Origin of the sequence: Nocardioides sp. GCM10027114, assembly GCF_042659625.1 — a bacterium.
Lineage (GTDB): Bacteria > Actinomycetota > Actinomycetes > Propionibacteriales > Nocardioidaceae > Nocardioides.
Window position 1 is genome coordinate 45462 of record NZ_JBHSSS010000016.1, and the last position, 18589, is coordinate 64050.

Here is an 18589-nt window from a genome sequence, read left to right on the forward strand (position 1 = left end):
CTCACCGCGCCAGCCCCGCGAGGTCGTCCGTGGCCCGCCCGGCGGCGTCGCGCAGGGCAGCCGCGTCGGGTCCCGCCTCGAGCAGGCCGCGGGAGGAGCTGGCCAGCACAGAGCCGGACACCGGGCCGAAGATCCGCCGGATGTCGTCGACGGTGCCGCCTTGCGCGCCGTAGCCGGGCACCAGGAGCGGGCCGTGGATGTCCAGGTCCTCGTCGGTGCCGTCGAGGGTGGCGCCCACGACCGCACCGAAGGACCCGAGCGGCCCCGACCGCACCTCGTCCCGGTTGAGGTCGCGGAGCTCGTCGAGCACCCGTCCGGCCACGGTCCGTCCGTCCGCGCCGACGGCGCCCTGCACCTCCGGCCCCTCGGGGTTGGAGGTGAGCGCGAGCACGAACAGCCCGGCGCCGTGCTTGCGGGCGGTGTCGACCATCGGCCGGAGCGAGCCGACGCCTAGGAACGGGCTCGCCGTGATGGCGTCGACGGCGAGCGGCGAGACCGGGTCGAGGTAGGCGTCGGCGTAGGCCTGCGAGGTCGAGCCGATGTCGCCGCGCTTCACGTCGAGCAGCACCAGCGCGCCGGCCTCGCGGCAGGTCTCGACCACCCGCTCCAGCACCGCCATCCCACGGCTGCCGAACCGCTCGTAGAACGCCGACTGCGGCTTGACCACCGGCACCACCGGCGCCAGCGCCTCGGCTGCGGCCAGGGCGAACCGCTCCAGGCCGGCCACGTCGTCGGCCAGGCCCCAGGCGCGCAGCAGCGAGGCGTGGGGGTCGAGACCGGCGCAGAGCCGGCCGCGCTCGGCCATCGCGGCGTGGAGTCGGGCGCCGAACGGCCCGGTCGGCCGGGGCTGGGTCATGGGGTGCTCTCCTTCAGCTCTGCCACGAGTCGCGTGGCGGTGGTGGGGTCGTGCAGCAGCGCCGAGCCGACCTGGACGGCGGTGGCGCCGGCGGCGAGGAACGCCCGGGCGCCGTCGGCGTCGCGGATCCCGCCGCAGCCGACCACGGCGGCGTCGGGCAGCGCGGCGCGGACGTCGGCCACGCAGCGCAGCGCGAGCGGGCCGATGGCGGGTCCGCTCAGGCCGCCGGGCCGGCCGTCCGGCAGCGCGGCCGGGAGCGACCCGCCGACCACGACGGCGCCGGCTCCGGCGTCGAGGACCGTCCGCGCCGCCTCGACCACGCGCCCCGCGTCGCAGCGCAGCTTCGCCAGGACGGCGGTGCCGCGCGGCAGCTCACGGTGAACGGCGGCGACCACGCTCGCGGCGTGGAACGGCTCGCGCACGTCGAAGAGGCCCTGGCCCACCGGGTCCGGCTCGGCGAGGTTCACCTCGACCCCGGCGACCCCGGGGGCGCGGCCCAGCCGCCGGGCCAGCTCGGCGTACTCCCCGAGCGAGCGGCCCACCACCGAGACGACGACGGGGACCCCGCGCTGCACCAGCCACGGCAGCTCGGTGGCGAGGAAGTGGTCGAGGCCGGGGTTCTGCAGGCCGGTCGCGTGGACCAGCCCCGACGGTGACTCCGCGACGCGCGGCACCGGGCCGCCGGGGCGGGCCGCGACGGTGATCGAGCGGGTGACGAAGGCGCCGACCACGTCGAGGGCACCGAACGACTCGAGCTCGCGGCCCGTCCCGCCGCAGCCCGCGGCCACGAGGACCGGGCTGCGCAGCGGCAGGCCCGCCAGGTCGGGCAGGTCGGGCAGGTCGGTGGCCGCCGTGGTCCCGTCGGTCGCGGTCATCGGACGGCTCCTGCCGCCGCCGGCACGTCGGACCAGCGCACCCGGTCGCCGCGGAACACGGGCCCGTCGACGCAGCCGCGGACCACGCGCCCCACGCCGTCCTCGCCGACGACGGGCACCGCGCAGCCCTGGCACAACCCGGTGCCGCAGACCACGTCTGGCTCGAGGGCCACCTGGCTCCACGCGCCCGCGGCCTCGGCGGCGGCGGCCACGGCGTGCAGCATCGGGGCGGGTCCCGCCGCGTAGACGACCTCGGCGCCGGACTCGGCGAGGGCGGTCTCCAGGACGTCCTCGACGCGACCGCGGCGGCCGACCGAGCCGTCGGCAGTCACCACCGTCACCGCGCGGGCGCTGCGCCGCGCCTCGAGCGCCGAGAGCAGGTGTGCCTCGTCCTCCCCGGCCACCACCAGCGTCACGGCACAGTCGCGCTCGCGCAGCCGCTCCGCGAGCGGGAACAGCGGCGCGGCGGCATACCCCTCGCCGACGAGCAGGCAGCCCACCCGCTCGCGGGGCAGCGCGAACGGCCTGCCGAGCGGGCCGGTCACCTCGAGACGCGCGCCGACCGGCAGCTCGGCGAGCCAGCGGGTCCCGGCGCCGCGGGGCTCGACCACGAGCTCGAGGGTGGCGCCGTAGCCGCCGGTGGGCTTGACCCGGTGGATCCACAGCGCCCGGCGGGCGAGCCGCTCGGGCCCCGTCGACACGGCCACGAAGGTGCCCGGCCGGAACCGCTCCGGCACCCCCGGCGCGGCCAGCGTGAGCAGCCGGAACGCGCCGAGCCGACGGCTGCCCAGCAGCTCGCCCGTGACGTGGACCGGACCCCGGGGCCCCCCGGCCCCCGTGACTGCTCCCGGGCTCATGCCACCCCTGAGGCCCTCGGGCTCGACGCCAGGCCGCGCACGATGCGCCGCGGCCAGGCCGGCCCCTCGTACACGAAGGCCGTGTAGGCCTGCAGCAGTGTCGCGCCGGCGTCGAGCCGGGCACGGGCGTCCTCGACGGTCGAGATCCCGCCGACGGCGACGAGGGTCAGCGCGTCGCCGACCCGGCCGTGGAGGAGCCGCAGCACCTCGAGCGAGCGCTCCGCCACCGGCACGCCGGAGACGCCGCCGGCTCCGATCGCCTCGACCCGGGCGGGGTCGGTCCGGAGGTGGTCCCGGCGGATCGTGGTGTTGGTCGCGATGATGCCGTCGAGCCCCTCGGCGAGCGAGAGGTCGGCCACGGCGAGCACGTCGTCCTCGGACAGGTCGGGCGCGATCTTCACCAGCAGCGGCACCCGACGGTCCGCGCCGCTGTGCCCCGTCGCGTCGTCGGCGGCGCGGCGCACGGTCGCCAGCAGCGGCCCGAGCTTCTCGACCGCCTGGAGGTCGCGCAGGCCCGGGGTGTTGGGCGAGCTGACGTTGACGACGAGGTAGTCGGCGTACGGCGCCAGGAGCCGGGCGCTCTTCTCGTAGTCGCGGGCCGCCTCCTCCTCGGGCACCACCTTGGTCTTGCCGATGTTGACCCCGAGGATCGGGCCGGCGCCGTGCTCACGCCGGCGGAGCCGCCCCTGCCGGGCGGCGAGCCGTCGGGCGACCGCCTCCGCGCCGTCGTTGTTGAAGCCCATCCGGTTGACGATCGCCCGGTCCTCGGGCAGCCGGAACAGCCGTGGCCGGGGGTTGCCGGGCTGCGGCTCCCCTGTGACGGTGCCGACCTCGACGTGCCCGAAGCCGAGCGCGGCGAGCGCGTCGATGCCGACTGCGTTCTTGTCGAAGCCCGCCGCGAGGCCGAGCGGGTGCGGGAACGTCAGGCCCAGGGCCTCGACGGGGCCAGTCGTGCGTCGATCCATTCGGTCGACGACGGTGAGCGCCGGCCGGGCCGCCCGGATCGCCCGGAACGCCGCGTGGTGCGCGCGCTCGGGGTCGGTCCGGGTCAGCACCCGGTCGAACAGCAGCCGGTAGCCCGTCACCCGGCGACCCCTCCCCCGGCACCGTTGTTGCCGGTGGTGGTGCGGGCCGCCCACTCCTGCAGCGAGCGCACGCCGATGTCGCCGGCGCGCATCGCCTCGATGCCCTGCACCGCGGCGCCGAGCCCCTGCACGGTGGTGATGCAGGGGATGTTGGCCATCACCGCGGCGGTGCGGATCTCGTAGCCGTCGACGCGGGCGCTGGCGCTCTTGCTCGAGCCGTTGGGCGTGTTGATCACCAGCTGGATGTCGCCGTCGAGGATCAGCCCGACGGTGGTCTTCTCCCCCCGCGGGCCCTCGCCCTCGTAGTGCTTGCGGACGACCTCGGCGCGTACGCCGTTGCGGCGCAGCACCTCCGCGGTGCCCTGCGTGGCCAGGATCTCGAAGCCGTGGTCGGCGAGCACCTTGATCGGGAAGATCATGTGCCGCTTGTCGCGGTTGGCCATGGAGACGAAGACCTTGCCCGAGGTGGGCAGCGGACCGAACGCCGCGGCCTGCGCCTTGGCGAAGGCGGTGCCGAAGTCGGCGTCGAAGCCCATCACCTCGCCCGTCGACTTCATCTCCGGTCCCAGCACGGTGTCGACCTGGCGGCCGTCCGGCGTGCGGAACCGGTTGAAGGGCATCACGGCCTCCTTGACCGCGATCGGCGCGTCCCCGGGCAGGTCTCCCCCGTCACCGACGGCGGGCAGCACCCCGAGAGCGCGCAGGTCGGCGATGCTCTCCCCGAGCATCACCCGGGCGGCCGCCTTGGCCAGCGGTACGGCGGTCGCCTTGGAGACGAAGGGCACCGTGCGCGAGGCACGCGGGTTGGCCTCGAGCACGTAGAGCACGTCGGAACCGAGCGCGAACTGGATGTTGATCAGGCCGCGGACGCCGACGCCGCGCGCGATCGCCTCGGTGGCGCGCCGGATCCGGTCGATCTCGGCCGCGCCCAGGGTGATCGGCGGCAGCGCGCACGAGGAGTCGCCGGAGTGGATGCCGGCCTCCTCGATGTGCTCCATCACGCCGCCGAGGTAGAGCTCGGTGCCGTCGTAGAGCGCGTCGACGTCGATCTCGACGGCGTCGTCGATGAACCGGTCGACCAGCACCGGGTGCTCGGGGCTGATCTCGGTGGCCCGCTCGATGTAGCCGCGCAGCGCCTCGTCGTCGTAGACGATCTCCATGCCGCGGCCGCCGAGGACGTAGGAGGGCCGCACCAGGACGGGGTACCCGATCTCGGCGGCGATCTCCTGCGCCTGCCCGTACGAGGCGGCCATGCCGTGCTTGGGGGCCGGCAGCCCGGCCTCGTGGAGCACCCGGCCGAAGGCGCCGCGCTCCTCGGCGAGATGGATCGCCTCGGGGGCGGTGCCGACGATGGGGACGCCGGCGTCGGCCAGGCCCTGCGCGAGCCCGAGCGGGGTCTGCCCACCGAGCTGGCAGATCACGCCGGCGATCGGACCGGCGGCCTGCTCGGCGTGGACGATCTCGAGCACGTCCTCGAGCGTCAGCGGCTCGAAGTACAGCCGGTCGGAGGTGTCGTAGTCGGTCGACACGGTCTCCGGGTTGCAGTTGACCATGATCGTGTCGTAGCCGGCCTCCGACAGGGCGAGGCAGGCGTGCACGCAGGAGTAGTCGAACTCGATGCCCTGGCCGATCCGGTTGGGGCCCGAGCCGAGGATGATCACCGCGGGCCGCTCGCGCGGCGCGACCTCGGACTCCTCGTCGTAGGACGAGTAGTGGTACGGCGTGGCTGCCGCGAACTCGGCGGCGCAGGTGTCGACCGTCTTGTAGACCGGCCGGATGCCGAGGGCGTGCCGCACGCCGCGGACCACGTCGGCGGTCATCCCGCGGATCTTGCCGATCTGGGCGTCGGAGAAGCCGTGCCGCTTGGCCTTGCGCAGCAGTGCCGGGGTCAGCTCGGGGGCGGCGGTCACCTCGGCGGCGACCTCGTTGATCAGCAGCAGCTGGTCGACGAACCACGGGTCGATCCGGGTCGCCTCGAAGACCTCCTCGGCGGTGGCGCCCGAGCGCAGGGCGTCCATCACCTTGCGCAGCCGGCCGTCGTGGGGCAGCCGGATCTCCTCCAGCAGGGCGGTCTTGTCGAGCTCGACCCACTCCTGGTGCCAGTCGAAGACGGCGTCCTTGCTCTCCAGCGAGCGCAGCGCCTTCTGCAGCGCCTCGGTGAAGTTGCGCCCGATCGCCATGGCCTCGCCGACCGACTTCATGTGGGTGGTCAGCCGCGGGTCGGCGCCCGGGAACTTCTCGAACGCGAACCGCGGCACCTTCACCACGACGTAGTCGAGGGTCGGTTCGAAGGCGGCCGGCGTGCTCTGCCCGTCGTCACGGGTGGTGATGTCGTTGGGGATCTCGTCGAGGGTGTAGCCGATCGCCACCTTGGCCGCGATCTTGGCGATCGGGAAGCCGGTGGCCTTCGACGCCAGCGCCGAGGACCGCGAGACGCGGGGGTTCATCTCGATGACGATGATCCGCCCGTCGGCCGGGTTGACGGCGTACTGGATGTTGCAGCCGCCCGTGTCGACGCCGACCTCGCGGATGATGTCGATCGCCAGGTCGCGCAGCCGCTGGTACTCACGGTCGGTGAGCGTCATCGCCGGCGCGACGGTGATCGAGTCGCCGGTGTGGACGCCCATCGGGTCGAAGTTCTCGATCGAGCAGACGATGACGACGTTGTCGGCCTTGTCGCGCATCACCTCCAGCTCGTACTCCTTCCACCCGATGATCGACTCCTCGATCAGCACCTCGGTGGTGGGGCTGGCGGCCAGGCCGGCGCCGGCGATCCGGGCCAGGTCGCCCTCGTCGTAGGCGATGCCCGAGCCGGTGCCGCCCATCGTGAACGACGGGCGCACGACCACCGGGTAGCCGAGCTCGCTGACGGCCTTCTCGCAGTCCTCGAGGGAGTGGCAGATGAAGCTGCGGGCGACCTCGCCGCCGACCTTCTCCACGATGCCGTTGAACAGCTCGCGGTTCTCGCCGCGGTGGATCGCCTCGAAGCTCGCGCCGATCATCTCGACGCCGTACTTCTCCAGGACTCCGCGCTCGTGCAGCGCGATCGCGGCGTTGAGCGCGGTCTGGCCGCCCAGCGTCGGCAGCAGCGCGTCGGGGCGCTCCTTGTCGATGATCCGCTCCACGAACTCGGGCGTGATCGGCTCGACGTAGGTCGCGTCGGCGAACTCGGGGTCGGTCATGATCGTGGCCGGGTTGGAGTTGACCAGGATCACGCGCAGGCCCTCGGCCTTGAGCACCCGGCACGCCTGGGTGCCGGAGTAGTCGAACTCGCAGGCCTGGCCGATGATGATCGGCCCGGAGCCGATCACCAGGACGGACTTGATGTCGTCGCGCTTGGGCATGTCAGGCCTTCCCGTCCATCAGCTGGCAGAACCGGTCGAAGAGGTACGCCGCGTCATGCGGCCCCGCGGCCGCCTCGGGGTGGTACTGCACGGAGAAGGCCTTCAGCCGGCCCCCGTCGTCGCGCAGCTCCAGGCCCTCGACCACGTCGTCGTTGAGGCACACGTGGCTCACGCTCGCCTCGCCGTACGGCGTGGTGGTGCTGCCCTCGAGCGCTGCGTCCACGGCGAACCCGTGGTTGTGGGCGGTGACCTCGACCTTGCCGGTGGTGCGGTCCATGACCGGCTGGTTGATGCCGCGGTGGCCGTACTTCAGCTTGTAGGTGCCGAAGCCGAGGGCGCGGCCGAACAGCTGATTGCCGAAGCAGATCCCGAAGTAGGGCAGCCCCCGGCCGAGCGCGTCCTGCAGCAGCTCGACCTGGTGGGTGGTGGCCGCCGGGTCGCCGGGGCCGTTGGAGAAGAAGAGCCCGTCGGGCTGCACGGCGAGCACGTCGTCGAGCGTGCTGGTCGCGGGCAGCACGTGGACCTCGATGCCCCGCTCGGCCATCCGCGCGGGCGTCATGCCCTTGATGCCGAGGTCGACCGCGGCCACGGTGAACCGCTTCTCCCCGACCGCCGGGACGACGTAGGCCTCGTGGGTGGAGACCGCGCTGGCGAGCTCCGAGCCGGCCATCTCGGCCGAGCCGCGGACGCGGGCGAGCAGCGCTCCCGGGTCGGTCTCGGTCGTGGAGATCCCGACCCGCATCGCCCCGCGCTCGCGCAGGTGGCGGGTCAGCGCGCGGGTGTCGATGCCGGAGATCCCGACGACGCCCTGCTCGCGCAGCTCCTCGTCGAGGCTGCGGGTCGCGCGCCAGCTCGACACCCGTCGGGCGGGGTCGCGCACGACGTAGCCGGCGACCCAGATGCGACGGGACTCGGGGTCCTCGTCGTTGACGCCGGTGTTGCCGATGTGCGGGGCCGTCATGACGACGACCTGGCGGTGGTACGACGGGTCGGTGAGCGTCTCCTGGTAGCCGGTCATCCCGGTGTTGAAGACGGCCTCGCCGAAGGTCTCGCCCTCGGCGCCGTAGGCCTCGCCGTGGAAGGTGCGGCCGTCCTCGAGGACGAGCATCGCAGGGGCGTGCACAGACACGCGCTTACCTCCTTCTCCGCCTCACGGGACGGATCGTTAAAGGATGTCGAGCGGACCCGACCCTATCAGCGGGACGGGCCCCCTCCGGTGATCAGACCGGCGAGGCGAGACGCGACCGGCCACGCCCCTTCGGTCGTGTTGGACAGGACGGACCAGGTGGCCCGGCCCGGCACGTGGACGGAGCGGAACGACGCTCCCGCGTCGGCCCCCTCGAGGGCCACGGCGGCGCCCGAGCGCCACACGCCGAGGCCGTAGCCGTCGTCGCCGACCTTCTCGTCGCCCTGGTCGCCTCCCTGGGCGCCGAGCACGCTGCGCGAGCGGTACATCGCCTCCCGCACGGGCCCGGAGACGACAAGACCGTCGTCGATGGCGACCCAGAGTCGGCGTACGTCGGCGGCGGTGGTGAAGATGCCGCCGTCGCCCCCGCCGACCACCGGCAGGTGGAGGACGTTGGTGCGCGGCCCCTCGCCGAGGTAGCCCGTCGCCGCGTCGCCCGGCAGCTCGTCGGAGCGCAGGTACGCGGTGCGACGCAGCCCGGCGCGCCCGATCACGTGCCGGCGCACCAGGTCGTGGAAGGGCTCGCCGGCCGCCCGCTCGGCCAGCAGCGCGAGCACGCAGTAGCCCCCGTTGCAGTAGGAGAAGCCGGTGCCGGGCGGGAACTTCTGCGGAAGGCCGTCGAGGACGGCGAGGTAGGACTCGGCACTGTCGAGCCGGTGGACGGGCACCGGCATGAGGTACGCCGTGGCGTCGTCGAGCTCGTCCTCGTCGAGGTAGTCGCCGATGCCGGAGCGGTGCGACAGCAGGTGCTCGACCGTCACCGCGTCGTCGACGAGCGGCAGGTCGGCGCCGAGGAGCTCGCGGGCCGGCGTGTCGAGGGCGAGATCCCCCTCCTCCACGAGCCGGAGCACGGTGAGTGCCGTGAAGACCTTGGCGCCGCTGGCCACCCCGATCATCGTGTCGACGGCGTGGGGGACGCCGTGGGGCCGGTCGGCGAGGCCGTAGGCCCGCTCGAGCACCGGCTCCCCCGGAAGGTCGACGCGCACCACACCGGCGAAGCCGGTCGTCGCGGCGACCTCGTCGACGGCACGGTCCAGGCCGTCGAGGCCGGGCGCGACAGGGGCTTCCACGACCGGGTCAGCCGAGCTTGCCGTCGAGCACCGTGGGCCGGCCCCGCAGGAACGTCGCCATCACCCGGCCCGGCAGCTCCATGCCGCGGTAGGGGGTGTTGCGCGAGAGCGAGGCGGACTCGGTCGGGTCGATCACCCGCCGGGCGGTCGGGTCGTGCAGCACGAGGTTCGCGGGTGCGCCCTCGACGACCCCCTGGCCGTGGTCGGCGACGCGGCCGATCCGGGCCGGGGCGGCGGACATCCGCTCGGCGACGCCGGCCCAGTCGAGCAGGCCCGGGTCGACCATCGTGTGCTGGACGATCGACAGCGCGGTCTCGAGTCCGAGCATGCCGAACGCCGCGGCCGCCCACTCGCAGTCCTTGTCCTCATGGGGGTGGGGCGCGTGGTCGGTGGCGACGATGTCGATGGTGCCGTCAGCGAGTCCGGCGCGCAGCGCCTCCACGTCGGCGGCCGAGCGCAGCGGCGGGTTCACCTTGTAGATCGGGTCGTAGGTCGCGGCGAGCTCGTCGGTCAGCAGCAGGTGGTGGGGGCAGACCTCGGCGGTGACGTTCCAGCCCTTCTCCTTGGCCTGCCGCACGATCTCGACCGAGCCGGCGGTCGAGACGTGGCAGACGTGGAGCCGGGACCCGACGTGCGCGGTGAGCAGGCAGTCGCGGGCGATGATCGCCTCCTCGGCGACCGCCGGCCAGCCCGCGAGGCCCAGCCGGCCGGAGAGCTCGCCCTCGTTCATCTGGGCGCCCTCGGTGAGCCGCGGCTCCTGGGCGTGCTGGGCGATGACGCCGTCGAAGGCCTTGACGTACTCGAGCGCGCGCCGCATCAGCAGCGGGTCGCTGACGCACTTGCCGTCGTCGGAGAAGACCCGCACCCGGGCGGCCGAGTCGGCCATCGCGCCGAGCTCGGCGAGCCGCTCGCCGGCGAGCCCGACGGTGACGGCGCCGACCGGGTAGACGTCGCAGTGGCCGGCCTCGCGGCCCAGCCGCCAGACCTGCTCCACCACGCCGGCGGTGTCGGCGACCGGGTCGGTGTTGGCCATCGCGTGGACGGCGGTGAAGCCGCCCAGCGCGGCGGCGCGGGTGCCGGACTCGACGGTCTCGGCGTCCTCGCGGCCCGGCTCGCGCAGGTGGGTGTGGAGGTCGACGAGGCCGGGCAGGGCGACCCAGCCGGTGGCGTCGAGGACCTCGGCGCCGGCCGCCCGGGCGTCCTCGCGGGCGGAGGCGCCGATGCGGGCGATCACCCCGTCGGCGAGCAGCAGGTCGGTGGGCTCCCCGCCGAGGACGGCGGCGTTCTGGATCAGGTAGGTGGTGCTCACGCGTCTCCCTCGACGGTCGTTCCGGCGGGCTCGGAGCCGCCCAGCAGCAGGTAGAGGACGGCCATCCGGACGGCGACGCCGTTGGTGACCTGCTCGACGATCACCGACCGGTCGGAGTCGGCGACGTCGGCGGTGATCTCCATGCCGCGGACCATCGGCCCGGGGTGCATGACGATCGTGTGGTCCTGGAGGAGCGCCATCCGGCGCCCGTCCAGGCCGTAGCGGCGGCTGTACTCGCGCGGGGTCGGGAAGAACGAGTCGTGCATCCGCTCCCGCTGCACCCGCAGCATCATCACGGCGTCCGCCTTGGGCAGCACCGCGTCGAGGTCGTACGACGTCTCGACCTGCCAGCCCTCGACACCGACCGGCAGCAACGTCGGCGGGGCGACAAGGGTGACCTCGGCGCCGAGGGTGCGCAGCAGCAGCGCGTTGGAGCGCGCGACCCGGCTGTGCAGCACGTCGCCGACGATCGCGACCCGGCGGCCCTCGAGCCCGCCCGGGCGGGACTGGCCCAGGTGGCGCCACATCGTGAACGCGTCGAGGAGCGCCTGGGTGGGGTGCTCGTGCGTGCCGTCACCGGCGTTGATCACCGAGGACCGGACCCAGCCGGAGTGTGCCAGCCGGTGCGGGGCGCCACTGGCGGAGTGGCGGACGACGACCGCGTCGGCACCCATCGCCTCGAGGGTGAGCGCGGTGTCCTTGAGGCTCTCGCCCTTGGACAGCGAGGACCCCTTGGCGGCGAAGTTGATGACGTCCGCGGAGAGCCGCTTGGCGGCGGCCTCGAAGGAGATCCGGGTGCGGGTCGAGTCCTCGAAGAAGAGGTTGACCACCGTGCGGCCGCGCAGCGCGGGCAGCTTCTTGATCGGCCGGTCGGCCAGGGAGCGGAGCTCCTCGGCGGTGGTGAGGACCAGCTCGGCGTCGTCGCGGCTCAGGTCCGCGCCCGAGAGGAGGTGGCGCTTCACGCGGCACCGCCCTCGATGGTGACCGCGTCGAGGCCGTCGACGTCGTCGAGGGTCACCCGCACCCGCTCGACGAGCGAGGTGGGGAGGTTCTTGCCGACGAAGTCCGCGCGGATCGGGAGCTCGCGGTGGCCGCGGTCGACGAGGACGGCGAGCTGCACGGCCTGAGGCCGGCCGACGTCGTTGAGCGCGTCGAGCGCGGCGCGGATCGTGCGGCCGGAGAACAGCACGTCGTCGACGAGGACGACCACCTTGCCGTCGACCCCGCCGGGCGGGATCTCGGTCGGCAGCAGCGTCCGCGCCGGCTTCAGCCGCAGGTCGTCGCGGTACATGGTGATGTCGAGGGAGCCGACGGGCACGGGCTCGCCCTCGACGGCGGAGATCTTCGCCGCGATGCGCTGGGCCAGCGGGACGCCGCGGCTCGGGATCCCGAGCAGCACCACGTCGCGGGCGCCCTTGTTGCGCTCGAGGATCTCGTGGGAGATGCGGGTGAGGGCCCGGCCGATGTCACGGGCGTCGAGGACGGTGCGGCCCGCGGGGGTCTCGCCCCGGGTGCCGTCCTCTCGGGGGGCAGTCTGGGCACACAAAGGTCTGCCGGACCTCCTTCTCCGCCTCACGGGACGGCTCGTTAAAGGATGTCGATCGGGCGTCACGGTAGCAGCGTTCGCGGCGGACGGCACGGTCGCCGGGCCGGGCAAGGGCCGAGCACGGGCTGAACATTGAGCCGGTCCCTACGCTTTCGGCGTCGTCCCGCCCCGTCCTCGCCCCGGAGGTCCCGTGCCCGAGCTGCCCTTCCCCGACCACGTCCGCGAGCTGCTGCGCAAGCCCAACCCCGCCGTGGTCGGCACCGTGCGGTCCGACGGCCACCCGGTGTCGGTGGCGACGTGGTACCTGCTCGAGGACGACGACCGGGTGCTGGTGAACATGGACCACACCCGGGTGCGGCTGAACCACCTCCGGCGGGACCCGCGCATCACGCTGACGGTCCTCGACGAGGCCAGCTGGTACAACCACGTCTCGATGGTCGGCCGGGTCGTCGAGATCGTCGACGACGAGGGGCTGGCCGACATCGACCGGCTCAGCCAGCACTACTTCGGGCGGCCCTACCGCGACCGGGAGAGCCCGCGGGTCAGCGCGTGGATCGCGGTCGACCGCTGGCACGGCTGGGGCGCGCCCGCGACCTCCTCGTGAGGGCGCTCGGCCGCTAGTCGCCGACGTCGATGAGCACCTTGCCGACCGCGCCGGACTCCACGGCGTCGTGGGCGGCGGCGGTCTCCTCGAGGGGGTGGTGGTGGAGCGGCAGGCCGGCCTCCTCCCCGACCCGGAGTGCGCCCGCGTCGACGGCCGCGCTGACGTCCTCGACGGCGGCCTGCACCAGGTCCTCGTGGAGCGTGTAGAGGATCAGGAACTGGAAGCGCAGGTTCTTCGAGAACGCCGCCCGCAGCGGCATGGTCATGGCGTCGCCGCCGTTGTTGGCGTAGATCGACACCAGGCCGTGGACCCGGACCACCTCGATGTCCAGCGCTGCGTTCTGCGCCGGTGCCACCTCGACCGCGATGTCGACGCCGCCGGGGGCCACCTCGAGGATGCGCCGCGCGGTGTCCTCGCCGGCCGCCCGGTAGTCGATGACGTGGTGCGCCCCGGCGGCCCGGGCGAGGCGCGCCTTCTCGTCGCTGCTGACCGTGGTCACCACGGTGGCGCCGGACCAGCGGGCGAGCTGGATGGCGGCGTTGCCGACCGCCCCCGCTCCCCCGGCGACCAGCACGACCTTCCCGTCGAGGGCGCCCGGGCCGAGCCGGGCGGGGCCGTCCTCGGCGGCCGTGAGCGCGCGGTGGGCGGTGACCGCCGGGACGCCGAGGCTGGCACCCAGGTCGTACGACGCCGAGGCGGGCAGCCGCACCACCTTCGAGGCGGGCTGGACGGTGTACTCGGCAGCGGTGCCGTGCGCCTTGCCGTGGTTGGCGAGGACCAGCCAGACCCGGTCTCCGGGCTCGAGGCCCTCGACGCCCGGGCCGACGGCGTCGACGAGCCCCGCGCCGTCGTGGCCCGGCGTCACCTCGTCGTGCCCGCGCATGCCCCCGACCCGGAACTTCCAGTCGGTGGGGTTGACGCCCGACCGCAGCAACCGGACCCGGACCTCGCCCGGCCCGGGCTCGGGCAGGTCCCGGTCGACCAGTCGCAGGACGGAGGAGGGTCCGGTCTCGGTGTAGACGACGGCGCGCATGCGGCGACGCTACCGGGGCCGGGCCACGCCGCCGGCCGGTCGTCTCAGAGCAGCTCGGCCATTCCGGCGCAGGCGCGCAGCCACGCCGACCGGGTCCCGGACGAGAGCTGGGCGTAGGGCACCACGGAGCCGTCGACGAGGACGGGGTCGTAGGGCACCCGGTAGACCGCCTTGGTGCGCTGCTCGTAGACGGTGGTCAGGTCGTGGGCCAGCTGCGGGTCGACGTGGGAGGACGGGTCGGAGAGCACCGTCACCGTCTTGTGCTTGAGGTTCTCGTAGCCGGCGTCCTGGAGGGCGTCGAGCATCCAGAGCCCGCTGTAGCCGGTGTCCTCGCGCACCGTGCTGGTGACGACGAGCAGGTCCGCGGTCTCGGCCGCGGCCAGCCAGTTCTCGGCCCGCATGTTGTTGCCGGTGTCGACGAGGATCAGCCGGTAGAACCGCTCGAGCAGCTGGTGGACGGCGCTGAAGTCCTGGGCCCGGATCGTGCCGGTGACGTCGGGGCGCTCGTCGGAGGCCAGCACGTCGAAGTGGGCGTCGCCCTGCGAGCGGACGAACGCACCGAGGTCGCCGATCCGCGCCTGGTAGACGTCGTTGAACTTCTCGAGGTCCTCGAGGAGCTCGCGCGTGGTGTTGCGGTGGGTGCTGCGCATGCCGCGGATGCCGAGCGTGCCGCGGGTCTCGTTGTTGTCCCACGCGACCACGCCGCCGCCGCGGACCGTGCCGAACGTGAAGCCGGCCGCCAGCACGCCGGTCGTCTTGGCGGCGCCGCCCTTGGGGTTCAGGAACGCGATGGTGCGGGGGCCGTCGAAGTCGCGCTGGATGGAACGGCGGCTGGTCTCGTACTCGAGCTCGGCGCGCCCCATCCGCGGGGAGATCGCGCCGCCGGTCCAGCGGCGGACCGCGCCGCGCCAGCCCCAGGTCGCGGGACCGGTGCCGGTCTGCTCGGCGCGGCGGTCGAGGAAGTCGGTGGCCGTCATGAACCGCCGGGGCTCGGCCGGTGCGTCGTCGGGCGCGGGAGCCGGCTGCGTGGCGTCGGCGGCCGGTGCGGCCGCGGGGCTGGGGGCCGGTGCGGCCGCGCGGGTGGGGGCCGCGGCCCGCTGAGCGGGCTGCTCTCCCGCCGCGCGGTGCCCCAGGAGCGGGTCGGTGAGAGGGTCGCCGTGCTCCGGCGCCCGGCTGCGGGCGTACGCCGCGAGCTCGTCGTGGGTGTAGAGCCGTTCGCTGGTGTCGGGCTCGCGGTAGTGCTGGGACATCGGGTTCCTCCCCCTCAGGGCACGTGCACACGCCGGTGGCGCGGACGCGGGCACCGGCAAGGGCACGGGTACCCACGTCGTACCCCCACCATGACCCGTGCGGACCGCAACTAAACCCCCGGTCCGGACAACGGCCCAGTCACCCCAGGTCGTCGAGGGCACCCTGGATCGCGCGGTGGAAGGTCGGGTAGGCGAAGTGCATGCCCCGCAGCGTCTCGAGCGGGACCTCGGCGTGGATGGCGGTGGTGAGCAGGCCGAGGACCTCGCCGCCCGACGGTCCCACGACCGTGCCGCCCACCAGCACCTGGCGGTCGGCGTCGGCCACGAGCTTGACCACGCCCTCGTTGCCCACCTGCCGGATCCAGCCGCGGCTGGACTCGGCGAGGTCGGCGACCGCGGTGACCACGCTGCGGCCCTCCTCCCGCGCCGCTCTCTCCGTCAGCCCGACGGACCCGACCTCCGGGTCGGTGAACGTCACCCGGCTGAGCGCACGGTAGTCCGCGGCCGGGCCGCCCTGCCCGAGCAGGTCGCGCACCGCGACCCGCGCCTGGTACATCGCCAGGTGGGTCCACGCCCCGACGCCGGTGATGTCGCCCACGGCCCAGAGCCGCTCCCCCGCGCGGAGCCGGTCGTCGACCTCGACGTGCGACGCCTCGGGGTCGAGGCCGACCGTCTCCAGGCCGATGTCGTGGATCTGCGGGTCGCGCCCGGCGGCGACGAGGAGCTGCTGGGCGGTGACGGTGCGACCGTCGAGGTGGACGTGGAAGCTCCCGTCGTGGGTCACCCGATCGATGTCCACGTCGGTGACGACCTCGATGCCCTCGTCCCGGAAGACGCGGGCCACCACCGCAGCCGCCTCCGGCTCCTCGGGGCCCAGGATCCGGTCCTCCGCCTCGATCACGGTGACCCGGCTGCCGAAGCGCGCGAACGCCTGCGCGAGCTCGACACCGATCGGGCCGCCGCCGATCACCGCGAGCGACTCCGGCAGCTCGGTGGTCCGCACGATCTCCCGGTTCGTCAGGAACGGGGTGTCCGCCAGGCCGTCGATGTCCGGCACCGCCGGGCAGGTGCCGGTGGCGACCACGACGCCGCGGCGGGCGGCGTACGACGTCCCGTCGACGACCACCCGTCCCGGGCCGGCGAGGCTGCCGTGGCCGCGGACGATCCGGACCCCGACCCCCTCGAGCCGCTTCACGTGGGACTCGTCGTTCCAGTGGTTGGTGGCCTGCTTGTCGATGCGCCGCGCCACCGGGCCCCAGTCGGGGCGGACGTCGACCTCGCCTGCCAGGTGGTTGGCCCGCCGGGCCTCGGCGAGCGCGTCCGCTGCGCGAACCATCATCTTCGACGGGATGCACCCGTAGAACGGGCACTCGCCCCCCACGAGCCCCTGCTCCACCCCGACCACGTCCAGGCCGGCCTCCGACAGCTTGTGCGCGGCGTACTCCCCGCCCGGGCCCAGCCCCAGCACCACCACATCGACCTCGTGCAGCGTCATGGGCGCCACCCTGTCAGAACCCCGGTGATCCCGGTGGTCGAGCAGCGAGCGCGACGAGCGTGTCAAGACGCAGTGAGGTGGGCACGGCGGCGATGTACGCCCCTCGAACCCCTCGAGACCCAGCGGCACCGGTGGTTGAGGTGCGAGCGCAGCTAGCCTCGAAACCCCCGCAGCCGAGGCAGGGCGGCCATGTAGCCGGTCGAGCTCGTCGAGACCCGGCGAGAGGCGCAGGGCAGCGACGCACGCCAGTCGAGCTCGTCGAGACACAGTGGCACCGGTGGTTGAGGTGCGAGCGCAGCGAGTGTGAAGTCTCAGGACATCGCGGACGGATTAAGTCTCAAGACATCGCATGCGAGCGCAGCGAGCCTCGAAACCCCCGCAGCCGAGGCAGGGCAGCGACGCACGCCGGTCGAGCCCGTCGAGACCCGTTGCCTCGGTGGTCGGGGCCCTGCCTCCCTTCCGGGGCTTCGAGGCTCGGCGCCGGGGCGCCTCGCACCTCAACCACCGGCTCGGGTTGCGGTCTACGACTTCTTTACCTTCTTCTTCCCTCAGATGGGCTCAACCACGGGCTTTCCGGGCCGGGACTGTCGGTGGTCGCTGCTTGAGTAGTCCCATGACAGCCACCGCGTGCGACAGCCTCGACTCCCCGGCCGGGGTGCTCGCTGCCGCCCGCGAATCACGGCGCGAGGCCAACGCCCAGGAGTCCCGGCTGCTGCAGCTTGCGGTGGAGTGGGCGGTCCAGCACCCCGCGGAATCCCTCGTCGAAGCCGCGGGGTTCGAGCTCGACGGGTCCGAGACCGCGGTCCCGATCGCCGGCGAGGGCACCCCGCTGATCACCGAGTTCTGCGTCGCCGAATGGGCCGCCTCGCTCGGCATGTCCACCGACTCCGGCCGCGCCCACCTCGGTGAGGCGGTCGAGCTCCGCTACCGACTCCCGCGACTGTGGCGCCGCGTGGTCCACGGGGACCTGCCGGCCTGGCGGGCCCGGCACATCGCCCGCCACACCATCGCCCTCAACCCGACCGCGGCGGAGTTCGTGGACCGGTTCGTCGCCCACGTGGCGCACAAGATCAGCCTGGCCCGGATCAAGGACCTCGTCGAGGAGGCCATCGCCCGCCACGACCCCGACCTGGCCCAGGAGCGCTTCGGCAAGTCGGCCGACCACCGGTCCTTCGACATCCACCTCGACCAGGCCACCCTGGACGGGACCGTCGACGTCCACGGTGTCCTCGACGCCGCCGACGCGATGGATCTCGAGCACGCCGTGGCCGACCTGGCCACCCAGCTGCGCCAGCTCGGCTCCGAGGAGTCGCTGGACGTGCGGCGGTCCAAAGCGGTCGGGGAGCTCGCCCGCGGCGCGCAGACCCTCGACCTCACCGGCGATCTCAGCGAGAAGCAGCCGGGTGAGGAGCCGCGGCGGCTGCACCGACGCCCCACCCGCCGCCGCAAGATCACGCTCGTCATCCACGTCTCCGAGGACGCCGTGGCCGGTGCCGGCCCGCTCGGCCGCGTCGAAGGCATGCGGTGCCCGGTCACCACCGACCAGATCAGGAGCTGGCTGCAGGCACCCGACGCCCAGATCGTCGTCAAGCCTGTCGTGGACCCGACCGGCTGCGCGCCCGTGGGGGCCTACGAGGTGCCCGACCGGCTGGCCGACCTGGTCGACGACCGCGACCACCACTGCGTCTTCCCCTGGTGCACCCGCAAGGCCAAGGCCTGCGACCACGACCACGTCATTCCGCATGGGCAGTCGGGAGGGCCGACGTGCCGGTGCAACCTCGCCGCCCTGTGTCGCAAGCACCACCGGCTCAAGACCCACGGCGGCTGGACCCACACCCACGTCGACGACGGCGTCTTCCTCTGGCGCTCACCGCACGGCCACGCCTACCTGCGCGACGAGACCGGAACCCGCGACGTCACCCCCGACCCCGAAGCGTGCCGGCGCCGCATCGTCGAGGCGCACCGGTCCACGGATCCGCCCGAGCAGTAGCTGCCCCGCCCCACACCCCGCCAGGCCACGCTCGGCGGGGGCAGGGGCATGTCACCGACCCGGTTCCAAGGGTCTCGACGGGCTCGACC

Annotated in this window: 15 protein-coding genes; 2 read left to right on the top strand and 13 right to left on the bottom strand. The window is 73.7% G+C overall.

Annotation, left to right across the window (positions count from 1 at the left end; all coding sequences use genetic code 11):
• Nucleotide 1: 1 nt before the first annotated feature.
• From pyrF to pyrR, 10 genes are all read right to left on the bottom strand, one after another.
• Entirely contained in the window at nucleotides 2-856 is an 855-nt protein-coding gene (gene pyrF, locus ACFP2E_RS08005; protein ID WP_378522121.1) for an orotidine-5'-phosphate decarboxylase, read from the bottom strand.
• Nucleotides 853-1731 (bottom strand): tRNA-dihydrouridine synthase, encoded by an 879-nt coding sequence (locus tag ACFP2E_RS08010; RefSeq protein WP_378522122.1) that lies wholly within the window; start codon nucleotides 1729-1731, stop codon nucleotides 853-855. Before ACFP2E_RS08010 ends, pyrF begins: the two co-directional genes overlap by 4 nt.
• Nucleotides 1728-2588 carry a hypothetical protein gene (locus ACFP2E_RS08015; protein ID WP_378522123.1) on the bottom strand — a complete coding sequence of 287 codons (861 nt, stop codon included), beginning with the start codon at nucleotides 2586-2588 and terminating at the stop codon, nucleotides 1728-1730. The genes ACFP2E_RS08010 and ACFP2E_RS08015 overlap by 4 nt, the downstream gene beginning before the upstream one ends.
• Nucleotides 2585-3673 (bottom strand): quinone-dependent dihydroorotate dehydrogenase, encoded by a 1089-nt coding sequence (locus tag ACFP2E_RS08020; protein WP_378522124.1) that lies wholly within the window; start codon nucleotides 3671-3673, stop codon nucleotides 2585-2587. The genes ACFP2E_RS08015 and ACFP2E_RS08020 overlap by 4 nt, the downstream gene beginning before the upstream one ends.
• On the bottom strand, nucleotides 3670-7017 hold the full coding sequence (gene carB, locus ACFP2E_RS08025) for a carbamoyl-phosphate synthase large subunit (RefSeq protein WP_378522125.1): 3348 nt from the start codon (nucleotides 7015-7017) through the stop codon (nucleotides 3670-3672). The genes ACFP2E_RS08020 and carB overlap by 4 nt, the downstream gene beginning before the upstream one ends.
• Before the next feature lies 1 nt (nucleotide 7018).
• Complete coding sequence (gene carA, locus ACFP2E_RS08030) at nucleotides 7019-8125, bottom strand: glutamine-hydrolyzing carbamoyl-phosphate synthase small subunit (RefSeq protein WP_378522138.1); 1107 nt, start codon at nucleotides 8123-8125, stop codon at nucleotides 7019-7021.
• A gap of 86 nt (nucleotides 8126-8211) precedes the next feature.
• Entirely contained in the window at nucleotides 8212-9273 is a 1062-nt protein-coding gene (locus ACFP2E_RS08035) for a serine hydrolase domain-containing protein (protein WP_378522126.1), read from the bottom strand.
• A 7-nt stretch (nucleotides 9274-9280) separates the two neighbouring features.
• Nucleotides 9281-10582: a dihydroorotase gene (locus tag ACFP2E_RS08040; RefSeq protein ID WP_378522127.1), complete on the bottom strand. Its 1302-nt coding sequence runs from the start codon at nucleotides 10580-10582 to the stop codon at nucleotides 9281-9283.
• A complete protein-coding gene (locus tag ACFP2E_RS08045; protein WP_378522128.1) occupies nucleotides 10579-11544 on the bottom strand; it encodes an aspartate carbamoyltransferase catalytic subunit in 966 nt (321 codons plus the stop codon). Before ACFP2E_RS08045 ends, ACFP2E_RS08040 begins: the two co-directional genes overlap by 4 nt.
• Nucleotides 11541-12128 carry a bifunctional pyr operon transcriptional regulator/uracil phosphoribosyltransferase PyrR gene (gene pyrR / locus ACFP2E_RS08050; protein WP_378522129.1) on the bottom strand — a complete coding sequence of 196 codons (588 nt, stop codon included), beginning with the start codon at nucleotides 12126-12128 and terminating at the stop codon, nucleotides 11541-11543. The genes ACFP2E_RS08045 and pyrR overlap by 4 nt, the downstream gene beginning before the upstream one ends.
• Nucleotides 12129-12318: 190 nt before the next feature.
• Here pyrR and ACFP2E_RS08055 point away from each other — a divergent pair, with 190 nt between their 5' ends.
• Nucleotides 12319-12732, top strand: a complete 414-nt coding sequence (locus ACFP2E_RS08055) for a TIGR03618 family F420-dependent PPOX class oxidoreductase (RefSeq protein WP_378522130.1) — start codon at nucleotides 12319-12321, stop codon at nucleotides 12730-12732.
• 13 nt (nucleotides 12733-12745) lie between these two features.
• On the opposite strand, the gene ACFP2E_RS08060 is transcribed toward ACFP2E_RS08055, so the two are convergent.
• The 3 genes from ACFP2E_RS08060 to ACFP2E_RS08070 all read right to left on the bottom strand — a co-directional run bounded on the left by ACFP2E_RS08060 (nucleotide 12746) and on the right by ACFP2E_RS08070 (nucleotide 16510).
• On the bottom strand, nucleotides 12746-13765 hold the full coding sequence (locus tag ACFP2E_RS08060; protein ID WP_378522131.1) for an NADPH:quinone reductase: 1020 nt from the start codon (nucleotides 13763-13765) through the stop codon (nucleotides 12746-12748).
• Nucleotides 13766-13809: 44 nt separating this feature from the next.
• The gene (locus ACFP2E_RS08065; RefSeq protein ID WP_378522132.1) at nucleotides 13810-15015 is read right to left on the bottom strand and encodes a MinD/ParA family protein; all 1206 of its coding nucleotides are present in this window, start codon (nucleotides 15013-15015) and stop codon (nucleotides 13810-13812) included.
• A gap of 139 nt (nucleotides 15016-15154) precedes the next feature.
• Nucleotides 15155-16510, bottom strand: coding sequence for a dihydrolipoyl dehydrogenase family protein (locus tag ACFP2E_RS08070; RefSeq protein WP_378522133.1), 1356 nt, complete (start codon nucleotides 16508-16510; stop codon nucleotides 15155-15157).
• A 613-nt stretch (nucleotides 16511-17123) separates the two neighbouring features.
• Between ACFP2E_RS08070 and ACFP2E_RS08075 the strand changes: the two genes are divergently transcribed.
• Nucleotides 17124-18500, top strand: coding sequence for a DUF222 domain-containing protein (locus ACFP2E_RS08075; RefSeq protein ID WP_378522134.1), 1377 nt, complete (start codon nucleotides 17124-17126; stop codon nucleotides 18498-18500).
• Nucleotides 18501-18589 lie beyond the last annotated feature (89 nt).